The sequence below is a fragment of the Shewanella sp. KT0246 genome (genome assembly GCF_019654955.1).
GTDB lineage: Bacteria > Pseudomonadota > Gammaproteobacteria > Enterobacterales > Shewanellaceae > Shewanella > Shewanella goraebulensis.
The window spans coordinates 198,239-224,468 of the sequence record NZ_BPEV01000002.1; the positions used below are offsets into that span (position 1 = coordinate 198,239).

22 protein-coding genes and 2 riboswitches are annotated in these 26,230 nt (G+C 40.6%); of the genes, 15 read left to right on the forward strand and 7 right to left on the reverse strand.

What is annotated here, in order from left to right:
* Positions 1 to 16: 16 nt before the first annotated feature.
* Positions 17 to 192, reverse strand: a riboswitch (cobalamin riboswitch).
* A gap of 504 nt (positions 193 to 696) precedes the next feature.
* From K5Q58_RS01925 to cobS, 3 genes are read left to right on the forward strand one after another with little or no spacing between them, the layout of a single operon-like run.
* A complete protein-coding gene (locus K5Q58_RS01925) occupies positions 697 to 2,157 on the forward strand; it encodes a cobyric acid synthase (protein WP_220752006.1) in 1,461 nt (486 codons plus the stop codon).
* A 2-nt stretch (positions 2,158 to 2,159) separates the two neighbouring features.
* Positions 2,160 to 3,515 carry a cobyrinate a,c-diamide synthase gene (locus tag K5Q58_RS01930; RefSeq protein ID WP_220752008.1) on the forward strand — a complete coding sequence of 452 codons (1,356 nt, stop codon included), beginning with the start codon at positions 2,160 to 2,162 and terminating at the stop codon, positions 3,513 to 3,515.
* A 2-nt stretch (positions 3,516 to 3,517) separates the two neighbouring features.
* Positions 3,518 to 4,294: an adenosylcobinamide-GDP ribazoletransferase gene (cobS, locus tag K5Q58_RS01935; RefSeq protein WP_220752010.1), complete on the forward strand. Its 777-nt coding sequence runs from the start codon at positions 3,518 to 3,520 to the stop codon at positions 4,292 to 4,294.
* Between the two features lie 238 nt (positions 4,295 to 4,532).
* Here cobS and K5Q58_RS01940 read toward each other — a convergent pair whose 3' ends face one another.
* Positions 4,533 to 6,626, reverse strand: a complete 2,094-nt coding sequence (locus K5Q58_RS01940) for a hypothetical protein (protein WP_220752012.1) — start codon at positions 6,624 to 6,626, stop codon at positions 4,533 to 4,535.
* A gap of 220 nt (positions 6,627 to 6,846) precedes the next feature.
* Here K5Q58_RS01940 and K5Q58_RS01945 point away from each other — a divergent pair, with 220 nt between their 5' ends.
* From K5Q58_RS01945 to K5Q58_RS01995, 11 genes are all read left to right on the forward strand, one after another.
* Positions 6,847 to 7,575: a helix-turn-helix transcriptional regulator gene (locus K5Q58_RS01945; protein WP_220752014.1), complete on the forward strand. Its 729-nt coding sequence runs from the start codon at positions 6,847 to 6,849 to the stop codon at positions 7,573 to 7,575.
* Positions 7,576 to 8,204: 629 nt separating this feature from the next.
* A riboswitch (cobalamin riboswitch) is annotated at positions 8,205 to 8,380 on the forward strand.
* Positions 8,381 to 8,497: 117 nt separating this feature from the next.
* On the forward strand, positions 8,498 to 10,315 hold the full coding sequence (locus K5Q58_RS01950; RefSeq protein ID WP_220752016.1) for a TonB-dependent receptor domain-containing protein: 1,818 nt from the start codon (positions 8,498 to 8,500) through the stop codon (positions 10,313 to 10,315).
* 51 nt (positions 10,316 to 10,366) lie between these two features.
* Positions 10,367 to 11,185 (forward strand): ABC transporter ATP-binding protein, encoded by an 819-nt coding sequence (locus K5Q58_RS01955; RefSeq protein ID WP_220752018.1) that lies wholly within the window; start codon positions 10,367 to 10,369, stop codon positions 11,183 to 11,185.
* Positions 11,172 to 12,185: an iron ABC transporter permease gene (locus K5Q58_RS01960; RefSeq protein WP_220752020.1), complete on the forward strand. Its 1,014-nt coding sequence runs from the start codon at positions 11,172 to 11,174 to the stop codon at positions 12,183 to 12,185. The genes K5Q58_RS01955 and K5Q58_RS01960 overlap by 14 nt, the downstream gene beginning before the upstream one ends.
* On the forward strand, positions 12,182 to 12,721 hold the full coding sequence (cobU, locus tag K5Q58_RS01965) for a bifunctional adenosylcobinamide kinase/adenosylcobinamide-phosphate guanylyltransferase (RefSeq protein WP_220752022.1): 540 nt from the start codon (positions 12,182 to 12,184) through the stop codon (positions 12,719 to 12,721). The genes K5Q58_RS01960 and cobU overlap by 4 nt, the downstream gene beginning before the upstream one ends.
* 2 nt (positions 12,722 to 12,723) lie before the next feature.
* Positions 12,724 to 13,605 (forward strand): cobalamin-binding protein, encoded by an 882-nt coding sequence (locus K5Q58_RS01970; RefSeq protein ID WP_259651199.1) that lies wholly within the window; start codon positions 12,724 to 12,726, stop codon positions 13,603 to 13,605.
* Positions 13,598 to 14,119, forward strand: a complete 522-nt coding sequence (locus K5Q58_RS01975; protein ID WP_220752024.1) for a bifunctional adenosylcobinamide kinase/adenosylcobinamide-phosphate guanylyltransferase — start codon at positions 13,598 to 13,600, stop codon at positions 14,117 to 14,119. The genes K5Q58_RS01970 and K5Q58_RS01975 overlap by 8 nt, the downstream gene beginning before the upstream one ends.
* On the forward strand, positions 14,116 to 14,763 hold the full coding sequence (locus K5Q58_RS01980; protein WP_220752026.1) for a histidine phosphatase family protein: 648 nt from the start codon (positions 14,116 to 14,118) through the stop codon (positions 14,761 to 14,763). The genes K5Q58_RS01975 and K5Q58_RS01980 overlap by 4 nt, the downstream gene beginning before the upstream one ends.
* A gap of 39 nt (positions 14,764 to 14,802) precedes the next feature.
* Positions 14,803 to 15,879, forward strand: a complete 1,077-nt coding sequence (locus tag K5Q58_RS01985; RefSeq protein WP_220752028.1) for a hypothetical protein — start codon at positions 14,803 to 14,805, stop codon at positions 15,877 to 15,879.
* Between the two features lie 69 nt (positions 15,880 to 15,948).
* Complete coding sequence (gene cobO / locus K5Q58_RS01990; protein WP_220752030.1) at positions 15,949 to 16,533, forward strand: cob(I)yrinic acid a,c-diamide adenosyltransferase; 585 nt, start codon at positions 15,949 to 15,951, stop codon at positions 16,531 to 16,533.
* 7 nt (positions 16,534 to 16,540) lie between these two features.
* Positions 16,541 to 17,533 carry a TIM barrel protein gene (locus K5Q58_RS01995; RefSeq protein WP_220752032.1) on the forward strand — a complete coding sequence of 331 codons (993 nt, stop codon included), beginning with the start codon at positions 16,541 to 16,543 and terminating at the stop codon, positions 17,531 to 17,533.
* A gap of 348 nt (positions 17,534 to 17,881) precedes the next feature.
* Here the strand turns inward: K5Q58_RS01995 and K5Q58_RS02000 are convergent, their stop codons facing one another.
* From K5Q58_RS02000 to K5Q58_RS02015, 4 genes are all read right to left on the reverse strand, one after another.
* Positions 17,882 to 19,891 carry an MtrB/PioB family decaheme-associated outer membrane protein gene (locus K5Q58_RS02000; RefSeq protein ID WP_220752034.1) on the reverse strand — a complete coding sequence of 670 codons (2,010 nt, stop codon included), beginning with the start codon at positions 19,889 to 19,891 and terminating at the stop codon, positions 17,882 to 17,884.
* 12 nt (positions 19,892 to 19,903) lie between these two features.
* On the reverse strand, positions 19,904 to 20,782 hold the full coding sequence (locus K5Q58_RS02005; protein ID WP_259651204.1) for a DmsE family decaheme c-type cytochrome: 879 nt from the start codon (positions 20,780 to 20,782) through the stop codon (positions 19,904 to 19,906).
* A 216-nt stretch (positions 20,783 to 20,998) separates the two neighbouring features.
* Positions 20,999 to 21,982, reverse strand: a complete 984-nt coding sequence (locus tag K5Q58_RS02010) for an ABC transporter permease (protein ID WP_220752038.1) — start codon at positions 21,980 to 21,982, stop codon at positions 20,999 to 21,001.
* Positions 21,979 to 22,872, reverse strand: coding sequence for an ABC transporter ATP-binding protein (locus tag K5Q58_RS02015; RefSeq protein ID WP_220752040.1), 894 nt, complete (start codon positions 22,870 to 22,872; stop codon positions 21,979 to 21,981). Before K5Q58_RS02015 ends, K5Q58_RS02010 begins: the two co-directional genes overlap by 4 nt.
* Before the next feature lie 233 nt (positions 22,873 to 23,105).
* On the opposite strand from K5Q58_RS02015, the gene K5Q58_RS02020 reads away from it, so the two are divergent.
* On the forward strand, positions 23,106 to 24,002 hold the full coding sequence (locus tag K5Q58_RS02020) for an ABC transporter substrate-binding protein (RefSeq protein ID WP_220752041.1): 897 nt from the start codon (positions 23,106 to 23,108) through the stop codon (positions 24,000 to 24,002).
* A gap of 97 nt (positions 24,003 to 24,099) precedes the next feature.
* Here the strand turns inward: K5Q58_RS02020 and K5Q58_RS02025 are convergent, their stop codons facing one another.
* Positions 24,100 to 24,798 (reverse strand): hypothetical protein, encoded by a 699-nt coding sequence (locus K5Q58_RS02025; protein WP_220752043.1) that lies wholly within the window; start codon positions 24,796 to 24,798, stop codon positions 24,100 to 24,102.
* On the reverse strand, positions 24,782 to 25,489 hold the full coding sequence (locus K5Q58_RS02030) for a hypothetical protein (protein WP_220752046.1): 708 nt from the start codon (positions 25,487 to 25,489) through the stop codon (positions 24,782 to 24,784). Before K5Q58_RS02030 ends, K5Q58_RS02025 begins: the two co-directional genes overlap by 17 nt.
* Between the last annotated feature and the right edge of the window lie 741 nt (positions 25,490 to 26,230).

The following is a 26,230-nucleotide window of genomic DNA, read 5'->3' on the forward strand; positions in this document are numbered from 1 at the left end:
GAGTTCCCGCTCAATCTGTAATTAGCATTGTCATGGCGGGTATCCTGACTTCTGGCTGTGATCCACTCACCTTCCCAGCTTAAAAGCCAGTGGTTAACGAGTTTACTTACCAGTTACAGTTGCGGGTACAGTCCAGAAATTGCATCTGGTTCCCCTTTAAGCATTTAGTGCTCCATGAAACTGGAATTAGATTAAACGATTAAGTTGATGGCAGAATATGTGAAAAATTACAGTTTTTTTCGATATGAAACGATTGTGTGACAAATGCCTCACTAAGGTTAAATAATATCCCCTGTTTAATGTTTTATGTAAATTCACACTGCCATGACTCAATATTAGGCCCTACATTCGGAAAAATTTATCAATAAAGCTCATTTTTTTCATAGAGATAATTTCTCAAAAGAATCTTCACTTAATTAAAATCAATCCTTTTGTGCAAAATTACTTTTCTTGCAAATAAAGACTGTGAAAAATCACAGACTTTCACGCCTAACAACTATCTTGTGATCTGATACTCAGTTGAACCTTAAGCAAATCACTATATTCCCATCACCTTTGCCTTTTTGAACGTGTAAAAACCATTAAAAATTGCCTTTATGAAACAAGTAATATTGACAGTTTTTAAATGATATCTACCAATAAAATCACATCCGAATAGGCAACAAATCATCAATATTGAATTTCAGGACGCCAAAAATGACTAAATCAAGTTTAATGGTGCAAGGCACAACGAGCGATGCAGGAAAAAGCGTCTTAGCCGCTGGGCTTTGTAGAGTACTCGCGAGGAAAAATATTCGAGTAGCGCCATTCAAACCTCAGAATATGGCGTTAAATAGTGCTGTCACTAAAGAAGGCGGTGAAATAGGTCGCGCACAAGCGGTGCAAGCCCAAGCTTGTTTTTTAGAGCCTAGCAACGACATGAACCCAGTTCTGCTTAAACCTAATACCGATACAGGCGCACAAGTCATTATTCGTGGTAAAGCAATTGAAGATATGGATGCCGTTTCTTATCACGCGTTTAAGCCCCAATTATTAAACATGGTCCTAGAAAGCTTTGAGCGTTTAGGTGAAAAAGCAGATGTACGTATTATCGAAGGGGCTGGCAGCCCAGCTGAAATTAACTTAAGAGAGCATGATATTGCCAATATGGGCTTTGCACTTGCAGCTCAAACACCTGTTGTTATCGTGGCTGATATCGACCGTGGTGGTGTGTTTGCCCACTTGTATGGCACCTTTGATTTATTATCAGCCGATGAAAAGAAACTCGTTAAAGGATTCATCATTAATCGCTTTCGTGGCGACATCACTCTGCTTGAAAGTGGCTTAACTTGGTTAACAGAAAAAACCGGCGTCCCTGTCATTGGGGTGGTTCCTTACTTACACGGTTTATACCTTGAAGCTGAAGATGCCATCAATCAACAACAAGTTGATGATGAAACCAGCTTTAAAATTGTCGTTCCAGGACTACCAAGGATCAGCAACCATACCGATTTTGATGCGCTTAGGCTTAATCGTGGTGTCGACCTTTGCTTTGTAAGGCCCGGTGAACCTCTGCCTGCTGCAGACTTAATTATCTTACCAGGCTCTAAAAGTGTTAGAAGCGATCTTGCGGCGCTAAAAGCACAAGGTTGGGATAAGCAAATTGCAAAGCACTTACGTTTTGGCGGCAAAGTTATTGGTATTTGTGGCGGCTATCAAATGCTAGGTAACACCATCGCAGACCCTTTAGGCATTGAGGGCGCTCCGGGGGAAAGTGATGGATTAGGCTACTTAGATATCACCACCAAACTCACAGCGCATAAAACGCTTGAACATGTTTCTGGTCTATTGAATTTAGATGGTATGACAGTTCCAATTACTGGTTACGAAATTCATGCGGGGGTTAGTGAGGTAAAAAGTGTCCAACCAGTCATGCTCAATCAACAAGCTGAAGGCGCGCTTGGCAGTTGTAATCAAGTCATTGGGACTTATTTGCACGGCTTATTTGATTCACCAGAAGCCTGTAATGCACTCTTAAAATGGGCTGGATATGAAAAAGATACCGCCCAAGACATGACCCAGCTTAAAGAAGACAACATCAATCGCTTGGCTGATTCATTAGAACAGTCATTAGATCTCGATAGCTTATTTGCAGACGTTCCGGGATGGAAAGCATAACGATGGCAATATCTTCTCAAGCAAAATCAGCCTATTGCCCTGCACTTTTCATCACAGCTCCAAGCAGTGGCAGCGGGAAAACCACCGTTGTAGCTGCAATGGCAAGGTATTGGCGCAATAAAGGCCTTAATGTCAGGGTATTCAAAACTGGGCCTGATTACATCGACCCTATGTTTCATGAGGTCGCCTCTGGTAATAAAGCCTACCAGCTAGATATCGGCATGATGGGGCTTGAAGCTTGCCAACGTCATCTTTATCAAGCCGCTAAACAAGCCGACCTAATTTTAATTGAAGGCGTGATGGGCATGTATGATGGCAAGCACCACAGCGCTGAATTAGCCCGTCAACTTAATGTGCCGTTAATGGCTGTTATTCCAGCTTCGGGAATGGCACAAACCTTTGGCGCTATCGCTTATGGGTTGGCAAATTATCAAGCTGACACTCAATTATTCGGAGTGGTTGCTAATGAAGTTGGCAGTCTTGGTCATGCCAAGTTATTACAAGACAGCTTACCTAAAGGAATTGCTTTTTGCGGTTCACTGCCTAAAAACGCTGAAATTGCCTTACCAGAGCAACACCTTGGCTTAACTCAAGCCCATGAATTAACCAGTTTGGACTCTATGTTAAACACGGCGGCAAAGCTGCTAAGTAAAACCTGTGAACTGCCTTTACCTGAGCCTATAGAGTTTAGCTATCAGACCAACCCGAGCGTCGCGCCCTTGCTTAAAGGTGTGCGTGTAGGTATTGCCAAAGACGCTGCATTTTCATTTATCTACCATGATAATGTTGAACTATTAACAAAAATGGGCGCGACAATTAGTGACTTCTCACCCATCACTGACAGCAAACTGCCAGAGGTAGACGCCTTGTATTTACCCGGTGGTTATCCTGAAAGCTATCAATCAGAGCTCAGTAATAACCAACCTATGCTAAGCGCGATACGTCAGCACATAACATCAGCTAAACCGACATTAGCGGAATGTGGCGGCATGCTGTACTTGCTAGAACAGTTTCAAGACGCCCACGGCAACAAAGCGCAATTTGTCGGCGCCATGCAAGGTAAAGGCACATTGCATAAAAAACTCAAAGGAATTGGCATGGTGAGTGCGAATATCGCCCCTACACCACTAACCGGTCATACCTTTCATTACTCTACCCTAGATACAAATGAAACCAGCATTTTTATCGCCAGCCAACAAGGCAAGGTAAGGGCCATTGAGCCTGTTTATTTAATCAGTAAAACCTTAGCGTCCTATACTCATTGGTACTGGCCAAGTAACCCAAGCTTTATTGCCGCAGTATTTAAAGGTGAGATCAAACCAAGCGACTATTCAACAACACTTAATGAGAATACGTAAACGTGAATAATCCGCTCAAACAAACCATTAATGAAATATTGGCTGCGGTTAGCTTTTTAACTCGATGCCCAGTGCCTAAAAGTATTGATTACAATGAAAAAATAGTTGCTGCTGCTAGTCGATGGTTCGGATTGGTTGGACTATTAATCGGTTTGGTAGGCGCAGGAATATACTCTGCTCTATCACAATTTTTACCTACTGAGCTGACGGCTGTAGTGACTTTAGTCCTTCTCATCCGCTTTACAGGTGCTTTTCACGAGGACGGACTTGCCGATCTTGCAGATGGTTTTGGTGGCGGTTGGGATAAAGAACGCAAACTCGCGATTATGAAAGACAGCCAAATTGGCGCTTATGGGGTACTCGCGTTGATTGCCAGTTTTACGATAAAACTCATGGCGCTGAAATCACTTTCTATGGAGTTAGCCATTCTCGCCATCATCACAGCTCATGCTGCTAGTCGCGGCCTGAGTGGATTAATCCCAGTTTTTTTATTCTATGTACGTATTGGAGAAAATAAGACGCCACAGAAATCCGCTTCGATGAATAAAACAACCGTTTTATTACTAACACTCTTTGGTTTAGCGCCATTAATTTTCTTGCCAGTTGAGCTGACAGTTGCACTGGCAGTCATTTGGGCGCTATCTTTTGCTTATATGGTCCGTATTATGAAAAATAATATCGGCGGATATACTGGTGACACATTAGGAGCAACTCAACAAGTAATTGAAGTTATGACTTATATGGCTTTCTCAAGTTTGTTTCACTTGGTATTAATTTAACTTCCCCCTACCTTTCAGCTTTTTGTGACATAAATACTCATTTAACGTGTTAAAGGAACAACATGTTAAATGAGAATCCCCCAATACAACATCTGTTGGTTTATCACTTCTTACTCACTTTATCGGCCCCATATCTTTTCTACGCCATTGACTCAATCAGTAATATCAATGATAAAAAAAGCCACCTATAAAATAGGTGGCTTTTTCGTTGTTTTACCAGTCTTTCAACTTAGGTTGATTAACCTTCTTTTTCATAGTGACACGTCACACACGCATAAGGATCTGGGTATGTTGGATCTGTCATCCAATCATTGTTGGTACGGATTTTCATATCATCTGGATACATTCCCCAGTAGCCTTCCCAATTGACGTTTTCATTTGGAGGAAGCATGTCAAAGGTAGTGCTCTCTTGGTTATCCCAACCTTGGACTTCTTGAGTTAACTCTTCCATTCCTTCTACATCTGCACTGTTTACTGCAATTGAATCGTATGCGCGATTATATAATGCAGGGTTATTACCGCCCAGTTTGTCTGCATCACTGCCATACACATCTGCACGAGTTACGTAAGTTGAGACAGAACCATGGTTTTCAGGCACAAAGTCTTCAGCATGACACCAATAACAACGCGCAAATTCACCGTGGCCACTTGGTGCACCGTTAGAACCATGACATTCAGCACATTGGTAAGGTGCAATCACCAACTCAGACGCATCATTCACAGGATGAGAGGTGATTTTGCCTGTATCGTAAATATCGACCAGCTTAGGATTCACACCTAAATCTGCTCCAATATCGCCTTCAGAGTGAATACCACTCAGTGAGTGACAGTTGCCACAGTTAGCAATACCCCAACCGAAATGGCTGTCATTCAATGCAAACTTGGCATTGCGGGCATCATATTCAGGCCATTTACCATCTCCAGCCACACGTTTAGATTCAGCAGGTGGGTAGTAGTCGTACATATGGAAGTTAACCACGGTAACTGTGTCACCAGGGTTGTTCATCAACCAAACATCACTGAACAGATGGAACTCTTGATCGACAAACCAATCATCAACGTCAGTTGTCTCAGGGTTACAGTGCAGCTCATTATTTGCTGCTAAAGGCTCAGCATCAATTAAGCCATCTGGGTAGTCAGTTGAGGTATCGCTTGGGTCTAAGTAGTTACTGGTGCCATTGTGGTCGCAATAAGATTCAGAAATTTCAACATGACCAACAACACCCGGAACTAAATATTTAGCTGCGAAGTCATTCATTGCATAAGACACACCCGTGTTAATAACATAACCATGGGCGCCACCTTTGCGTTTACCGTTTATTTCATTAATCACAAAGTGATTCAGCTCTACGCCTGACTCTAGAGTCCCCCAGAATGAATAACCTACCTGTGCAAGTTCCTGCTCATTAATACTGAGCATTACGTCTGCCATAGTGATAGCTTGGTCTTCCTTGTAAATATCAGGTCGCAGATTATGAGAGCGAGCTTCGACATTTTTGAGGAACACAGGTGTACCACCGGCAACGCCAAATTCTTCGATAGGGATCAGCATAACTGAAGGAACAATAATGACGTCAGTGTCTTCAGAATAATAAGACGGCGAAGAATTACGGCGGCGCTCGGCTTGATCTAACTGAACTTGCTCACGTCGCTCTGTCATACCTGGGCTAAATGACTTAAATAAAACCCCTGAGTTATTTTCAACAAGTACGTCTTCTAGACGAAGGTAAAGCGCTTCACCTTGAGCATCATAGAACTTCTCTCGACGGAACTCGGCAAAGTCAATCATGTAGGTCGCGTACCAGTCAGGATCGCTTTCATACTCGTTTTCACCATCACCATTCGCGTCCCAAGTGACTTTCCACTGATAAGCATTTAGTTGTTCATCAAAATTGTATTCGACGGTAAAGCCACTAATTGTATCGCTTAAGTACAGCAATACATCGGCAAAAGTAATTTGATTATCATTGTAGGCAGCATTTTCGATGTATTTACCATCTCCAGCAGCTAAGGATGCCATTTTGCGCTCACGTAAATCGCTTGGATCAACCTTAAAGCCATTTTCTGGGATCCCAGAACCTTGAAACTGACGCAGCATATCCTCACGAACCACTTCATCAATGTAGGCGTAAAAAGGATTTTCTAGCTGCCAGTCAATGTCTGGCCCCCACACACTTGCATAATCAAATGCGCCTGTTCCCGTTGCTGGTTTGGTAGGGGTAGGAGTCGGTTCCGTTTCTGTCGGTGTCGAGTCACTGTCACTGTCACTACCGCAACCGGTAATGAGTAACGCCGAAAGCGCTAATGCCAAAAGTGAATGTTTCATTCTCATATCATTATCCTTGCTATTATTATTAACAGCATCATGATAAAAGTTGACTTGAAAAACATTACTTCACAAAACCACACAAAAAATTATACAACTAACCATTTTGTGGTATATATCGCAACTTTTACACTTCCTTAATAGAGTTTTCAATTTTTTATTAATAAAAGTAAATTGCTACTTTATAGTCATAATAATTGGCAGGCAATAAATAAGAGAATAGCCTTTGAACTCTGAACAGTGCAATAAACTTAATTATTTCAAATATAAAATAAATCAACTAGCAGCACATATTGGTGCCGTTGACTATGCATTTTTCTTTGATTTCAAAGAACCCGAAAACTGGCTTGGGAATAATTGGTTAAACTCATTCAAATCAAGAAAGTCATTAATATTTAGCTCAGCAAAACTAGAACTTCTTTTTTGTAGAAGTCGAAGTAGCATGACTAAACTCGACCCCGACTTAGTGAAATCACTTAATAAAGACCACCATATTTGGTTGTTAGAAAAAAAACTAAAACAACAACAGATCAAACAAAATTTATTAAAAGAGTTTAGTTACAGTAAACAAATATCGGTGTCATTTAACCTGCATAACTTTGATTATTTAACAGGTGGTATCAGCTTTTTTTATGAGGGTGACTGCCATCTAACAGATATACAGCGATTAGAATTAATCAATGATTTCATTACTGAAATAGAATCATTAGGAGCCCAAATAGCGTATTCAAGATTATTGATAAGTCCCTTTGAAGATTATCAAATTCTAAAACCATCAACCATTTCAATCATTCAACATTTATCGCAAGGGTGCTCCCGCAGTAAGCTGTCTGATATCCATTATATGTCTGCAAGAGGGGTTGATTACCATATAGAAAAAGCCAAGCTCTTACTTGAAGCTAAGAACACATCGCACTTAATTCATATAGCCCACAGAACAATGTTGATTGAATAACTCACTCTTAATCAAAAGTCACCTAACTCATTCAGCAGCTTTATATACCAATCGAAACATATATAAACCCACGCAAAAACTTACGCCACAATAAATAAAAGGATAAAAAAATGGGGCTAGATATCTCTAGCCCCATAATGCAGGGGGATAGTAAATGTTGATGAAGCATTTACTGGTATTTTAAACCGGTCGAGTAACAACCAAATTTAAAACGGAGCATAAAATTACGTTAATACTCACTTTATTATTAACGTAAAAAGAACCCAACAAAAAACATGTAGCATGATATTCCATTATCTTAAGTCATGAAGATTAGTTAACTAACACAGTCAACTTAACTATTCACTTTCGATTAAATAATAGCGGCATATAAATCAGATTAATATGTTAAAAATTACAGTATTTTAATTTAGTTTCAAATAACACTCATTTTATACAGTTCCATTAGTATCAATTTTATACTACTTTTTTACCTTTTAAATTTCCCTTTAAAAACTACTGTGAAAAATCACACACTTTCACCACTAAAAAATACTATGTGATCATTTGCACAGACCATAAAACTGCAAACGACTATATTTCCCCCATCATCGATGGCCATTATAGAAACTAAATAAAATTCTGTAGTAACCCTATCAATGCAATTAGGTGTAAATACTTATTGGGAACGTGGTGAGATTCCACGGCTGTACCTGCAACTGTAATCAGAGCGAAATACAAATAAAGCCACTGACATTTTGATGTTGGGAAGGTGTATTTCTAGACGCTGTTAGCCAGGAGACCGACCTAATTGTGAGATGTACTCAAGCGGGTTTCTTGAGACATAGAATTAGATGCGCAAATTAATCTTTTCTATTCATGGGCTACAAAAGTGTCCATTCTATTCCCGCAAATTTCAAACTCAAAAAACTAAGGTAAGACCATGAGTTTTAAACTGCGTTTATCCGTTATTACATTAGCATTACTTCAAGCATATTCTGTGCAAGCTGCCGCTCCTGCAGTACCAATGAATGAAACGATCGTCGTAACTGGCACCCGTTTTGATAGTTCAGCAGAAAAGCAACTCACTGTTATTAACACCATTGAACGAGAAGAAATTGATTCACTTAGCCCTAAATCGGTTGTCGACGTATTAGAGCAATTACCCGGCTTAAGTGTGACTCGAAATGGTGGCGCAGGCCAAAATGCAACCGTGAGTATTCGCGGTACAAGTTCTGGTCATACTCTGGTTTTAGTTGATGGATTAAGAATTGGTTCAGCCACATTAGGTTCTATCAATTTTGGCGCTATTTCACCGCAAAATATTGAACGCATCGAAGTTGTAAAAGGTCCACGCGCCTCCGTTTGGGGAAGCGATGCTATCGGTGGCGTAATTCAAATTTTCACCCGCAAACTTGACGGTGGGGAATGGTATGCCAGTGCTGAAGCAGGTAGTAATAACTACGTGCGTGGTAGCTTAGGTGGCGGCATTAAGCACGGTGACGGTAGTAGTACTATTTCTGTTAGTAGCGAAAGCTCTGATGGCTATGATGTCTATAATGGCACCCCTGAAGAGGCCGATGATGATGGTTATGACCGCATCGGTATTAATGTAATTGGTTCGCAAAACGTATCAGAGCAATGGCAAGTAAATTGGAACATGCAATATGACACTGGTAATAACCAGTACGATGACACATATGGCATGGGCAGCTCTGATGAAAGTGACTTTGATAACTACTTGTGGAACCTTGGAACACAATACACTGGCGAACGCTACACCAGTAAATTCAATTTAGGGCAATCACAGGATTCAAATACCAACTTCCGCGGTGATAACCCTGATGTGCCTAAATCAGATTACGAAACCACTCGAGATCAAATCAGCTGGACAAACCAATACCTAGCCACTGAATCATTAACCTTAATCGGCGGAGCCGATTGGTATAACGAGTCAGTCACTGGCGACTATGAAAACGATGAACGCAATGTAATTGGCGTTTATGCATTAGCACAATATAACTGGAGTAACTTCTTGTTCGAGGGGGCTATTCGTTACGATGATGTCGAAAATATTGATAATGAAACCTCTTACAACTTAAGTGCAGCCTATCAATTTTCAGAGAGCTGGCGCCTAACTGCAAGTACTGGCACAGGTTTCAGAGCCCCCACTTTTAATGACCTATATTGGCCAGGTTCTGGTAATCCAGATTTAGTATCTGAAACATCAACTAATAATGAGCTTACCCTAAACTACAACAGCAAAGCAGTTCAGGCTTATATCAGTGTTTTCCAGAATGAAATTGATAATTTAATCGCATGGGCACCTAACGAAACTGGGATGTGGATGCCAGCGAACATTAATGAAGCCAAAATTAAAGGCGCTGAACTATCGCTCAATGCCCGCATTGCTCAACTCGATCATAAAATGTCGTACACCTATTTAGACACATCTGATGAAACAACAGGTGAAGAATTGGTTGGCCGCAGTGAACATGAGTTTGACTACAGTATCGGTTACCAGTGGCAAAACTTTGATGTGATGGTGAATTACCATCATCAAAGTGAGCGCTACTCAGGCTACGGTGCTTACCTTGACGCCTACGATACTCTTGATGTCAGCCTCGGCTACTTATTTGCTGAAAAATGGCAAGTTCGTCTGAAAGCGAACAACGTCTTCGACGAGGAGTTTTCATCGGTCAACAACTACAACAATTCAGGGGCTGAATACTTCCTTAGTCTAAGCTACCAAGCTTTCTAACCTTCCCTTACTGAAGAATCTTAGGCACCCGTAACAGGGTGTCTAAGTGAGATGTTGAAAATGCTAAAAAAAGATTCTATACCTCACTTATCAGTCAGCGACTTAAGCTGGAGTTGTGCAGATAAAACGGTATTAAAGCAGCTTAGCTTTACCGTCAAAAAAGGTGAGGTTGTGGGTATTTTAGGCCCCAATGGCGTGGGTAAGTCCACATTACTACGCTGTATTTACAAGTACCTAAAACCGACTCAAGGTCGTGTGTGTTTAGACGGCACCGATATTACCCAGATTTCCCGTAGGCAGTTCTCATCTAAAGTTGCTGTCGTGCTGCAACATCCACCAGCGGGATTTTCTATGACCGCCCGCCAATTACTAGCAACAGGGTTAGTAAGCCAACACCATTGGTGGCAAAGCATTGATCATAAAAGTGAGCAACAACTCATTGATGATGTGCTTGAACAAGTTAATTTAGCGGATAAAGGTGAACTCTTTTTCGAACACCTTTCTGGTGGGGAAAAACAACGCCTACTCATCGGTAGAGCATTGCTGCAAAAACCTGAAATTTTACTCTTAGATGAACCCACAAACCATCTCGATATTCGATATCAACTTGAAGTGCTGACACTGATCAAATCTCTGAATATTACTGTAATAGCCACCATTCATGATCTCAATCTTGCGAGCGCTTTTTGCGACCAGTTGTTGTTTCTAAAAGACGGCTGCTTAGTTAAAAATGGACCTCCTAACGCTGTTATGTCTGAAGATAATATACGCCATATTTATGGTGTAAATGCTCATATTGACCAACACCCGACTAATGAAAAACCACGTGTAACGTACCATTACTCAGAGGCATTATATGCGGCTGTTTAATGCTAACACCTTACTATTGGTATTAACGCCACTGGTATTTTTCAGCCCTATTTTGGCCATCATTATCGGCAGTGCCAATATTGAATTTGAAAATGTCATTGGCGCCATTTTACGTGCGATAAATTTCGACACACCAGCAACGGGTTCACTCGCTATTTCCGATCGCATTATTATTGAACTTAGAATGCCAAGAGCCATTATGGCCATGGTGTGCGGCGCGGGATTGGCCATTTCAGGTTCGGTACTGCAATGTGTTACCCGTAACCCGTTGGCAGACCCATACTTATTCGGTATTAGCTCAGGCGCTGCATTAGGCGCAATCCTTGCTATTACTGGTGGTATCGCATTTTTACCTTTACCGATTTGTGCATTTTTAGGATCACTTATAGCCGTCGGGATGGTCATGATCATGTCCCGTGATGGGCAAGTCGAAACCTTAGTGTTATCAGGGGTAGCGATTTCATTTTTATTGTCTTCGATTGCCAATCTCATATTGTATTTCAGCGATCAGCAGGCTATTCAAGCTGTGCTATTTTGGTCTTTAGGCAGCTTTGCCAATGCCACTTGGTCATCGCTATTTTACCCAAGTCTTATCGTATTTTTGGGTAGCATCATCATTTTTAGATTCCAGCGCCCTCTTCATGCACTGATGGTCGGTAATGAAAGCGCCCACACTCAAGGTGTTGCGGTCCTCCCCCTCAGGCTTGGGATGTTAATGCTAACTGCGCTTATCACTTCATCATTAGTTGCTACCTGTGGCGGCATTGGTTTTGTCGGCTTAATGGTGCCGCACATATCCAGAATACTTCTTGGCGCAGCGCATCCTGCAGGCTTAATCGTCACCGCCATGATGGGCGCCATTTTGATGGTGTCAGTAGATATCTTGTCAAGAGTCATTCTACCTAGCCAAGAGCTACCCGTTGGCGTGATGACAGCCATGATGGGTAGCGCATTCTTCATTTCATTGCTTATTAAACGTCAGCAAAAGGCCACTCGATGAAACAACTGATTATTGGCGGCGCTCGCTCAGGCAAAAGCAAAATGGCTCAGCAATACGCTAAGCAATGGCAACAGCAAACCCAAGGTGACGTTATCGTTATCGCAACTGCGCAACATGATGACAGCTCAATGAAGCAAAGGATTGCCCATCATCAACAAAATAGACCTAAGCATTGGCAAACCGTTGAAACACACCTGCAGCTTGCTGAGGCAATAACCCAATACAGCACCAAGGGGAACCTAATTCTGGTGGACTGCTTAACGCTCTGGTTATCCAATACTCTGATGTTTGCAGCTAATCAAAAAGACAGCAGCTTTGACCAAATGAAACAGCAGTTGCTTGATGCCATTAACGCAAGTACAGCTGAGTTAGTCCTTATTAGTAATGAAGTCGGCCAAGGCGTTGTGCCCTTAGGCGAGCTTTCAAGAGAATTTGTCGATCAATCAGGTTGGCTACATCAGTCGTTAAGCCAATATGTAGACCAAGTAGCGATTTGTATTGCAGGACTGCCTTTGGTGCTAAAGGAGGCTAAATAATCATGACTTTATTCAGTAAACTTCTTAACCATATCGTGTTCGCGGTACTGACACTATTTACCAGCAACATGGTAAATGCAGCCGAAATGGCTCCGAGTAAAACCGAGCAACGTTACGTGGTGCTGTCGCCACATGCGGTTGAAATGCTATTTGATATTGGCGCTGGCGATACTATCATCGGCACAGTTGAATACGCAGACTACCCTGAAGCTGCAAATAAAATACGCCGTATTGGCCGCTACGATTACGTTAACTATGAAGCGCTATTATCACTCAATCCTGATGCCATTATTGTAAACAGCCAAAGTACGTCATCGGGTATTTTAGAGCGTCTAAGCGATCTTGGTTTTCCGGTTATCGACACCAGCGTCGAAAAGCTAACTGACATTCCTAAAAGGCTCAATGAACTTGGCGAACTCACTGGAAATCAATATAAGGCTAATCAGCAAGCGCAAGAGTTTAGTCATTTATTAGCTGAAATACGTAACGAGTTTCAACATCAAACACCCGTAAACGTATTTTATCAAGTGTGGCCAAATCCACTCACTACCACCTCAAGTCAATGGATGAACGAGATTTTTGCTGGCTGTGGCGGAGTAAACGTCTTTTACGGTTCGCACTCTGATTACCCGCAAGTCAGTATTGAGCAGGTCGTCACGACCATGCCAGACATCATTCTAAAACCTATCTATCACGGTAATAGTAATCAAGAAGTGGTTAGTTGGGAGACATGGAAAGAATTACCTGCAGTGATTAACCAACAAGTTAAGTCACTCGAAGGCGATTTAATCCACCGCACAGGCCCAAGAGTGTTACAGGGAATGATTAACGTTTGCCGTAATATTGATAATGCTCGTCAATATCAAGCGAGCGCCCATGATTAGCTTTTATTTGGGCGGTGCTCGTAGCGGTAAATCTGGGCTTGCAGAGCAAGAAGTTGCACTTAGCCAACAACCCGCTATTTATATCGCTACGTCTAGACCCAGTGCATCGATGCAGCCACGAATTCGCTTACATAAAGCACAAAGACCAACGTCGTGGAAAACGCTTGAAATACCGCTAGACCTCAGTCGAACCTTAGCTGATATCGATAAACCCAACCAAACCATCATCATTGATTGCTTAACGTTATGGTTAACCAATCACCTTATGGCGCAATCTTCACTTGAAGACGAAATCAAACAATTGTCGACAAGACTTGCCCAAATGCAATCCCATTGTGTAGTTGTTAGCACTGAATGTGGCCAAAGCCTTATTCCGAAAGACGCTTTGAGCCTTAAATTTGTTGCCGCCAGCGGTGAGATGCATCAAGCCATTTCTCATGTTGCTAACAAGGTATTTTTCTGCCAAAGCCGTATTGCGATTCCAGTTAAAACATCAAAGGAATCGCATTCATGAACAACACTCGATTCACCTTTTTACGCCATGGCCAACCAGAACAACACGACTGCTTATTAGGTCGCACCAACCCTTGCCTCACTGAGCGCGGTTGGCAACAAATGCACCTTAGTAGCCAAGACATAAAGTTCGACCGCATTATCAGTTCTCCGCTGCGGCGTTGCAGCCAATTTGCCCATCATTTAGCTGATAAAACAAGTAAACCATTACAGGTTTGTCCTGACTGGCAAGAGCTGGATTTTGGTTTATGGGACGGTTTGCCATTATCCCAACTATGGCAAGACACTCACTGTGGCTACCCTCAGTTTTGGCAGCAGCCTTTTGTCATCACGCCCCCGCAAGGGGAGTCGAGCCTAGAGTTGCTCACACGTGCTACGGCGCAAATCAAATTAATAAGTCAAAACCATCAAGGTGAGCACATTTTGATTGTCACGCATTCAGGTGTTATTCGCATCTTAATGCATTGGCTTTTTTCACCAGCCGACTTGGCTGATGACATAAAGGTATTAGGCCATCAAACCACTGGGAACGCGCACCTCAGTCACCTTGTTGTTGCCCACGCTGCTCGCCTAGAAATACAAACTTATATCGATGAAGACAACAAGTTATGGCCACAATTAACTGGCCTACATAACCCTAAGTAAGCCCGTTTAAAAGCTCGTAAACGCTGGAGAGATATAACAATGAAAACAATTTGCTTCAATATTTTAAATTGTGCCGCAACGCAATTGCCTGGTTTGCATGAACTCTCCGATGCGGGTGCAGGCTACAACTTAATGCACTTCACCCCTACACGAGACAGTGAAATTATTGCTAATGGTTACGCCACCACGGTATTACCCACAAATAGCTTGGCAACCAAAGGGGCTGACAAGTATGACGGATTGCTCAGTAACGGCGGCATCAGCCCAGCAGTACTTAGCCATGGCTTATTAACACTGTTAGATAATCATGGGTATAACATCGAGTTTCACAGTTTTAACTTCAATGTAAGTCAGCCACAAGTACAAGCTGAAACATGGCTTACGCAGTCTCATCATGGTGGCCGTGACATTGATGCTACTGAATTAATAGAAACACAGTTTATTCCAACGTTAATCGATCAAGCCCAACGAGGCTGTATCAGTGTTTTGTCTGAATGCGGCGTGGGTGGCACTACCTTCTCAACCTTATGGCTACGTTTACTCACTGGGTTAGACCTATCACCGGCAGGCAGTACTAAAGATCCCAAAAAGCTAGCAATAAAACAGCAGTTATTAAGTGAACTTGAAAATCTGTATCGGCAAAATGGTGAGCAATTCAGTGAACAACGTTTGCTTGCTAACCCACTATTTCATGACCCTATTCAACTGGCCATCATTAAGTTATGCCAGCAATGGCCAACGGCATTACCACTCCCCATTTTTGCGGGCGGAATGATGTTTGTAGCGCCATTAATGGCAGCACGAGACACGACTAAAGAATTACAACCCACGGTCATTCATACCACTCGCTGGGTTCTAAATGGTGACGGTGAACGGGTACTTGCTCAACTTGATAGCAAAGATACCGTTATCACCCATAACACCAATTTCAATCTATCAAGTTTAAGCTGTCTGCAGTGTTATGAGCATGGTTTGGTTGTAGAAGGCTGTGGCTTAGGCGGTTTGTTGGTACTCAGTGAAGCGCTCAATATTGACGAGCAAAGCATCATCACGGCTTTAGAAAAAGCGGTACATGACTATCAGCGTCCATTTCTTGAAAATCATCATGTGGCCTAACCAAGATGACTACCACCAAGTCTGTTGCAGTAGCCCAGATACGCAAAAATACATTAAACGAGATAAACAATGAGCTATAACCCGAAAAAACAAGCCGAACATAAAGAAAGAGTCGATAGCGCGATTGAGCAAGCTCAAGAAGAAAGAGGCCAAGTGCTTATTGTTACCGGTAATGGCAAAGGCAAAACCACTGCGGGCTTTGGCACTGCCTTTAGGGCATTAGGCCATGATCAAAAAGTCGCAGTGGTGCAATTTGTTAAGGGCAATCTTGAGTGTGGTGAGCGTAACTTACTTGAGCAGCTCAACGTACCAATTCACACCATGAATACAGGCTTTAGTTGGAACAGCGAAGATAAAGAAAGTGATAAGCAAGCCGCGCAAATGGCTTGGCAGCAAGCTAAAGCTTTTTTATCTGACGACTCGTTCGATCTGGTGCTACTTGACGAGCTAACTTATATGGTGACTTGGGGCTTTATTGAATTGGAAGATATTCTCAAATATTTACAAGCAAGACCCACTGAGATGTCGGTTATTATCACCGGCCGTGCGGCGCATCGAGAGCTTAAAGCTTACGCCGATACTGTCAGTGAAGTTAGACCTGAAAAGCATGCTTTTCAGCAAGGGCTTAAAGCACGTATTGGACTAGACTGGTAGAGACAATATGAAGCAACTAACCAATCTAACCGTCACTCCTAAACCTGGTCATCTATTTGAAAACTGGCAACAAGCTGAGAACTGGTTAACAAGAATGAGTTTAGATGGGTTTGAGATCTACCCTAATGGCTCATTTAATTATGAGCAAGTACCGAAAACGTTGACTGGCGGGTTTCACTTACAGTCATTCCCTATTCTCACACCTTTATTATATAACGATCAAAAAAGGTTGATGCATATCTTTGGTGATTGGAACACTGTCGAACAATTCTATGGCGGTACTGATGCTGATTTTCTTGTAGATACTATGGTCCACCAGCTCAATATGGCTCAAGATCTTGGGGCGCCCTACGCGGTTTTTCACCCTATGGATTGCGATATGGATAATATCATCACGCAGGATTTTCCATGGCAATATCAAGACACAATCAAAGCATGTGCAACGTTACTTAACCAAGCTTTAGCTAAAAGCCACTTTAATGGCTGGCTATTACTCGAAAATATGTGGTGGAATAAAAGCTTTAGACTCGATAACCGCAATCAATACGATGAACTTCGACTTGCGATTAATTATGATAAATGCGGAATATGCTTTGATACCGGACATTTGATGGCAACACAGCCACAACTGAGTAATGAACCAGAAGCGATAAAGTTTATTGAAAACAGGCTACACAAACTAGACTTATACTCAGAAATCATCACAGTACATTTGAACAGCAGTTTGCTTAGTCAAAATTATGAACCTTGGGAGCCTGATGAGTCAGATAAAGCACCATTTTGGCAGCAATTTGATCATGCACTGAAGCATATTAACCAACTCGATCCGCACCAACCATTTGTCCAAACTAATCTATCTCATTTAATCGACTCAATTAGCCCTGACTTTGTTGTCCATGAGTTATCTCAATGCGAGTTAGTCAATTGGCAAAATAATATCAAACATCAAATATTGTTGATGAACATATCTGAGCCAGAACAAAGCGGTCAGGCAGCATAAAAATGACGCATTATTCGCCCCCCAATAACGATTAAAATAATAAAAATTTGAATACCCTATAAATATTCTTATTGTTGCAATACTAAAGCCTTAGAGCCGAGTCCTTTAATACCATTAATAAACTCCCCCTTGGTCTTCTTGAAATTATTCATGGCAAATACTCAAAAGAGTTTAACGCCACACTTATCGTTAATGAGAGAAAACTAGTAACATTGTTAACTGCCATACAGATATATTTTCAAAAATTACCCCTTCAGATAAGTAACTATTTATAGAAAATGCTTACCCCCAAAAAAAGGCTATCACCCGAACTCGAATGATAGCCCTATAGATAACTAATTTGCTTTATCAGAACTGATATCTAAATGTTGCCATGACTAAATGCGCGGTATAATCATGATCTAGTTCACCTAATGTTTGCAGGCCTGTTGGGCCTGTTCCTGGGTAATAGTACACAGGTAAATCTGTGTCATCGTTATCTTCATAACGTTCAAGTTCATAGCGAAGGCCTACTGTCATTTCAGTTGAAATACTGTAATCGACATACAAAGAGGCATTATGACTAGTTGATTCATAAAGTCCGAAGATATCACTACCACTGGTATAACTATCACTAAATGAAAGCGCATAAGTGTAATCACCGCCAATGCTGATACCGTAATCATTCAAGCCTGAGTAATCAAAACCAACACCAGCAAAACCGAACTCTTCATTGGTATCAGCTTGCCAATAATTAGAGTAATCATTTCGTGCACTTGCTTGGGCATTATCAACCCACTGGTAACCACCATCAGCAGTAAAACTGAGTGTATCTGTGGCTTCCCAGCTTAAGCTTAAGTCGTAACCATAACTATTAGACTCAACCAGTCCAACACCTGTATTGGTATAATCATCTAATGAGTAGTAACCATGCAAACTCACAGAGAGGCTGTCTACTGGTGTATGAGTAATAAACATTTCAGCAGATGTACTTTCTTTATCGGCAAGATAATACTTGCGCATCAACTGATCTTCGTCATTTGATACTGCATCATCGTATAAGAAAGACGAACCTCCTTTATCTGAGTAACTTGCTTTTACTCGAAGATCCCACTTATCGAATCCCGTTGCAAGCCACTGAGCCCAAAAGATATTGTCATCAGTCTTTTCGCGATCTTGATCAGAACGCTCAGTATCAATGCGATCGAAGCCTGCTTCAATACGCTGGCCTTTAGCAAAGTTATAACTCGCACTCACTTTATAAGCAGTTCGGGTTGTATCATAAACTCTATTCTCAACCATCTCGCCAGTTACACTGTTATAGCTGAATTGTTCATATTCATCTATTTGAGAGGTGTTATCACGGTCAGAATAATCTACTGATGCGTTAATTCGAACACCTTTTGCAACTCGACTTGAAACTTTAACGTTTGCATCTAGAGTATCAACCTCAACATTACCTTGATTACTTTCATTAGGTACGCCAGTTAACGTCACAAAGTCGCTGTCTTGTTTCATGTTACCGCTAATTAAGCGGCCAGTAACGTAAGTTCTGTCTAAGCGATAATTACCGAGCAAACTGATAAAATGAGCTTGGTTATCTGCAGCCTGAGAGGCTGTTTGAAAATCCGTTCCAGCCATTGAAAGTTCATGGATGTTATTCTCAAACAAACTGCCTTGGTAGTTAATTTCAGAGAACCAGTTATCTCCTTTAAAGTTGATACCTGCTGTCATGTTTTGAGTTCGAGTATCAACAGGTACTGCAAGATTGATGGCAGTAATCCCACCATTACTCATACTGGTTTGCTGCTTACCCTTTTTGTCTTCAGAGGCATATCTAAAGTAGGTAGAAAAAACATCAAGTTTATATTCAGCTTCAAGCTGATACTTTGAACGCTCTACTGCCAGCGATTGAGTGACGAAATCATCATTTTCAACAAACTGACCGTTATTACTGGTCCACACGCTTTGAGCATTGTCAGCTGTGTAGCGGTTTTTCTCATCGAAACTGGCTTTAACACCCCAAGTTCCAAGTCGACCCGTTTTTACGCTGGCACTGCCCTGCTCACTGCCTAATGAATCAGCAAACACTTCGGTTCTGTAACCGTCATTATTGATGGCAAGATCTGCATTTACGCCTGCAGCAGAACCGTCTTTATACTTGAGTTTATTGGCAGCATGATCATCTTCAGCATCCATTGAACCTAGTTCAACACCAATTTGGCCAACTGCTGTTTTGTCTGAAACACATTTACTGCACTTCCAACCGCCAGCACGGTTTTCAACATCTTTGGCTGCGGTAATACCAAAATCAAACGCCATTGCACCAGTACTAATACTAGCTAAAGCGAGTGTCACTAAACTTAATTTATATTTCATTAGATATCCCTCTTAAAACTGCAGTGCTTTGCCAGATGTATTATTAGAACCATGGATTTGACTGTGACAGTTCAAACAACCTTGTCCTGCGGTTTGAATACTTTGGTTGTCACCTGGAAGTGTTGATGCATGGATATCACCGGCATGGCATTGCTTACACAGCATAGGAACTCGGGAGTTAAGAAGGTTTTTATTCACGCTACCGTGTGCATCATGACAATTAGCACAATTTTCCATTACTGGTGCATGCTCCCACAAGAAAGGACCACGTTTTTCAGCGTGACATTCAAAACATGTTTGATTGACGTTAAAGGCTTTTAGGTCACTGTCACTCATTGAACCATGAGGGTTATGACAGTCTGAACAGACCATTGAACCATTCTCGATTGGGTGACTGCTGCGTTTGTGGGTATCTGCATTCACTTTAGTATGACAACCTGCGCACACTTCAGCTTCTTTGCTTTTAACAGTAATAGGATCTTTGGCGATATGTACTTGGTGACAGCTCACACAAGCAACATCTTGGTCAGCATGAGTTGAAGTATGCCAAGCGCTACGAGCTGTATCGTTATGACAAGCTGTACATACGGTATTTTGCATTTCGGCGGTAAGGGCAGAGTCATCACCAAAACCAATCATTGGTTCATTTTTGCCTTTGTGCTTACCTTGAGGTCCATGACAAGATTCACATTGTAAACCTGCCATTGGGCTTGCTGCTGAATTAGCTTGGCCATGTACACCATCAAAAATAGCCATCACTTTTTCTGTACGTTTATGGCACATTAAACAGCCATCAGCACCTTTTTTCGAATAAGTTCCTTGTTCAAATTTTTCCATTAATACATCGACGGGCTCAGCACTTAGATTGCACGTCATCAATCCCGACATCATTATGAGCAACATGCTCATAGTTTTTAATTGTTTCATATCATCAGCCATTATTTAGTATCAATTCTTGTTTTAATCAATATGCTTATCAGGCATATCGAATTGACATTAAGGCTAACGACAAAAAACCTGAATTACTCTGTAGGTTTTAACAGTAAATAGGAAACTGTTAACTTGAACCTCATTTTTTTAGGCAAATAAAACACTAAAACCTTTGAGTTAATTCCATTTGAATCGATAACTTGCTATGGCAAGCCCGGCCAGAGTGACCAAGAATAAAAATATAAGATGGTTAGCAATATCAGTAACACCAGCGCCATCAATAATAACGGCACGATTGGCATCATTTAAGTGCGTTAGTGGTAAAGCATCAGCAATATTTCTTACCCATGACTTACTGCCTTCTAACGAAAACCAGACTCCAGAAAGAAACATCATTGGCCAAGACAGCAGGTTCAATACCCCATTACAAAACTCATCAGATCGAGTGCGACTCGCTACCATTAATCCAATACTGATCATCGCCGCACTGCCTAATGTCATATTGAGTAAAAGTAACCAAGCACTACCTCTAACTTCAACATCAAATAGCACGGATATAACTAAAAACACCACCACTGCAGTGCCTACAATGGCAATCAAACGCGAAACTAATTGCGACGCAAGAAATTGCCATGCACTTAAAGGGGTAACTTGAAAACGTTTTAATACGCCGGTTCTTCTATATCGAACAATGACATAACCCACGCCATATAGCGCAGAGAACATCATATTCATCCCTATAATCCCAGGAAGAATCCACTCAACATGGCGCACAGCCTCGCCGGTGACTTCTTTTCTTTTTAACAGAGGCGCCTTGGCATTAATAAGCTGTTCAAGGATGTAACCTCTTGGGCTCGAGGCATTAATCCAATAGGCCTCAGCATTTATTAAGCCATCAATATGATGCCTTGCCACTTTATATTCAGCTTCGTCAAAGTCATCATACTTAATAATTTCAATGTGCTTAATACTGGTCACTTCGGTTAATTCACTAACGTCACCATAAACGCCAAGTTGATATAGTGCAGGGTTTTCGTCATCGAACACTAAGGCTAATGCGATAACGATAATGAGCGGGAAAAATAATGACCAACCAATGGCTGACTTGTCTCGGGAAAATTCAATGTTTCTTGCCGTTATTAAAGCTAATAGCGCCTTCATGCTCTTAACTCGCTTCCGGTTAATTTCATAAATAAATCTTCTAAATGAGGTTGTCGCATGGTGATGCCTTTGCTCTCTACATCACTCAATAGCGGTAAAATTGCTTCGATATCGTTGTATTCAATCAGGTAATTACCAGACACCTTCTTGAATTTCACTTTATCGTTAGCCTGTAATAAGCCCACTACATGCCCAGAAACAATGGTATCGGGCAGCTCCAAAATATGCTGGTAAAAGTGTTGGTGAATGAGGGCTTGAGGAGTTCCCTCACAAATGAATTTACCTTGGTCCATAATGGCAACTCGATCACACAGACGTTGGGCTTCTTCCATATAGTGAGTGGTTAAGATGATGGTTTTACCCTGCTGTTTGATTTGCTCTACTAACTGCCAAAAGTGAACCCTAGCTTGAGGATCTAACCCAGTAGTGGGCTCATCTAAAAATAAAATACTAGGATCATTAACTAAGCTTAGCGCTAACAATAGCCGTTGCCTTTGCCCACCAGACAGAGTGAAATGCGTTTGATGTAAAATATCACTCAGCTGACACAACTCAATTAGCTGAGCGATTGGCAGCGTTTTTTTATAAAAGTTTGCGAATAGCTCAAGCGTGTCTTTTACCGTAAGGTAGTCTGGTAAACTGGTGGATTGAAATTGAATACCTATTTGCTGTTTATAGTGTTTATTTATTGCGTGATTTTTATAGAGCACTTTACCCGCTGTGGGTATGATTATCCCTTCCAAAATCTCTAAGGTTGTTGACTTACCAGCGCCATTTGGCCCTAAAATACCTAAGCACTCTCCTTCGATAATATCTAAATCTATTTTATCGACCGCTTTCAAATCAGCATATTGATGACTGAGTTTTTGCACACTTAAAATCACTGGCATCTTAAAACCTAAAAGACCTGCTATAGGCCTACTCGCATTATTAATTCAAATAAATAGGCATTATCAACAGTTATCAATTTAGGAACACTGGGGTTTTTCACAGTTAATCTCTTTCTTTGTTAAAACTGTGTACTCAAGCTCATATCGGTTTGAAAAACGTTGCAAGCGAGCAATTTGGCTTCATCATGCCAATGATATTAACTCTAACTGTGACTAACCTGTTTGGGTGTTCTATGCGTTTATTGATTGCAATTTTTACACTTTGCACCGTTTTAATTACTCCTTCATTCGCGCTTGCTGCGGATTTTAAAATAGTCTCTCTAGCACCAAACTGGAGTCATACTGTTGCCGAACTAGGTGCTATTGATTCACTGGTGGGTGTAACACGCTATGCTCGTTTCCCTGATGAAATCCCAAAGCGTGTAGAGCGTGATGAAATTGCCGTAGTGGGTGGTTTTACAGATATAACGCTTAAAAAAATAGCCGCGCTGGAACCAGATTTAGTCTTGAGTGCAACAGGCCTGCAATTAAAACTGAAAGCCCAATTAGAGCAGAATGGTTTTAAGGTTATTCATATGGAAGAAAGCAGCCTTAAAGAAGTGTTCGATAAAATTAATCAACTGGGCGATGCAATAGGCCATCAAAACCAAGCCAACAAACTTATCAGTTCAATAAAAAGTGAATTAATTGATATTAAACAGGAATATCAAGGTAAGTATGACGTGAAACCCAATGTTTATTATGAGATCAATTACTATTACAAATGCGTTCCAGGCAGTGATTCATACATGAAAGAACTCATTGAATTAACGGGCGCACAGGCTATTTTATCTGACCGACAAGGTATCGCTCCAGCTGTTACTTGGGAGGAAGTTGTAACAGTAAACCCTGATGTTATCTTACTACCCATGTGGCCTGGCGCTGAAGCACCGAGTTTCAGTGGACCAACAGCAGGTAATGGCACCACTACTTTCGATGAAGTTATAAGTCGACACGAGGCAAGTAAGGTTAATGCGGTTGTAAACGATGCGATTTTTTATATTGATTCCGCGATAACTAAACAAGCAGGACCGAGCATCCCCGCAGCAGCTAGATTACTGGCTGAAACCATTTATCGAGCATACAATTAACTCGTAGCAATGTTGGGGAAATAACGGAACAATAAAAGCTAGTCTTTTAAAAATCAACAAGACTAGCTTTTAATAATCACTAAGTTGGGACTAGGTATTAACTTAATAAAAAGTTCTGGTACGCGGACTTAATTAAACTGGAACTATTGTTGGCACACAGCTTCTTTTTTAATTGCAATATACGATAATCGACTCCTCTTGGAGTGAGGTAGCATTCTGATGCTATAGACTCTCGGTTATACCCTTCTGCTATCATAGACAATATTTTAATGTCACTTTGTTTAATCACTTTATAGTCAATGAATGGGTTTAAATAACTGACATTACTCGCAAGAATCATGTAGTGAATGTCCATTAAATCGTCATGCGCTTTTTGTAAAAATGCAGGCGATAATACTTCATCATTATCACTCGTCACCAGATAAAAGCGGCCAACCCAATTGGGGTTTAACATGCAGTTGGTTTCTATTGAAACCTTAGTTGTATATCCATATTTTTTCAGGGAATCTTGAGGGCTTAACTGATGTTTTGGCCATTTACTGTAATCCCAATGATGGTTAGAACAAGATAATGAAATGGGTAAATTAGGATCAAATTTAGACCATTTTTTTCGGCTTTCAATACTATACTTACTCGCATTTACCGAGCTTGATAACATGTTATCTCTGCTAGGCGTACGCTTAACTTTCGAGAAACTATTATAAAAATTTTGATTCTTAATATCTAACGCAAACATGATATCTTTAATAGCATAATGCATAGAAAAATCATTTAATACACTACTGATCTTCATCATCTAACTCCAAAGCAAACTCACCCGTTAACAAACCATACTGACTCGCTGCATAGACGATTTCAGGCATACTCTTCGCCTCAAATACCTGCTTACTGACTTCGATATAATAATCAACGCCTCTTACAGATAGCTTCATTTTCTCTGCAATATCTTCTCTTGAAGTGCCTTGTGCGACCAAATTTACAATATTAAAAACTTTACGGCTAATGACACCTGAATCAAGCAGCATAAGAGTAATTAACTTATGTTCAGCATTTAAGCTAAGAGCTATATTCAATAACTTGGCATTCAACAAAGCTTTATTACTAATTAAACTTTCATTAAATCCTTCATTTGAAAAAAATAAGAATTTAATAGATATTTTTTTAGCAATTAATAGTCGAAACTCTATTGATAAAACACTTTCAGACATCGATGAATAGGCTTTATTGATAGAAATTACCATGTCATCGACATCAAGTGGGTCTTTACTCTTAACACTCAATAACTTTGAATCATGAATATATTGTGAGGATATTTTTTCTTCAACTAAAGCATGGCTACTAACAATACTAGAAATTGGTAAACACACCGATTTATTGGCACTTTTAGAACTTATCAATGGTGTATTGAAAATAAAAAAAGTAAAACATTCACTTGCATTGAATTGTTCGCATAAATCAATTAATTTTGGTTCTACTATTGAGTTCATCGCCTTCGTCTTTGTTAACAGTAAAGTAATATTTCTTCCTTAAAGTAATATTACATAATAAAAAGGCCTTATAGGCTTTGTTACTCAGTATCACTTTAAGAGAGTAGTGAGTTATTCCATTAACATCTACACTTGTGATTTTTGTCACGGTATCAGTGCAATAAAACAGCTTTATCCATATTCAACTGCAAAACAAAACCTACAATTAACACATGAAACAAACCTATTCCTTTAAGACACAGAATTTGTAGGTTTATTATGTTGATGTCAATTTACATACTACTTATTGTGACTAAGTTCATTTTATTCTTGCTAGGTTTAGAATCTGCAAAGAGAAGTCATTATTCGTGACACAAGCATGAACAAAAAAGCCTATAAGAAGGAGGAATACAAATCTAAAAAAGGTAGAGCTTTTGAAAAATAAACCATTAAAACAATAATTTAAAACACTCAAAACTAAAGCTATATACAGCTAGACTAAAAAATCAAAACTAATAAAAGTACAATGATAGAATTAAACCAACCTTAAAAGCGTAAAGTCATACAAAACTACCCTCACTATTCAATATCGGTATACTTTTGTTTTATTTAATATTTTACTTTCAAATATTTTTATCAGAATGCCATAAAAGAAAACGATATAACATTAGAAACACGCTACATCTTTTAACAAATAATAAGTTGTTACCTGTAAACATGGCCTTTATCAATAAGCAATTACGAATATAAAAATACCAGCAT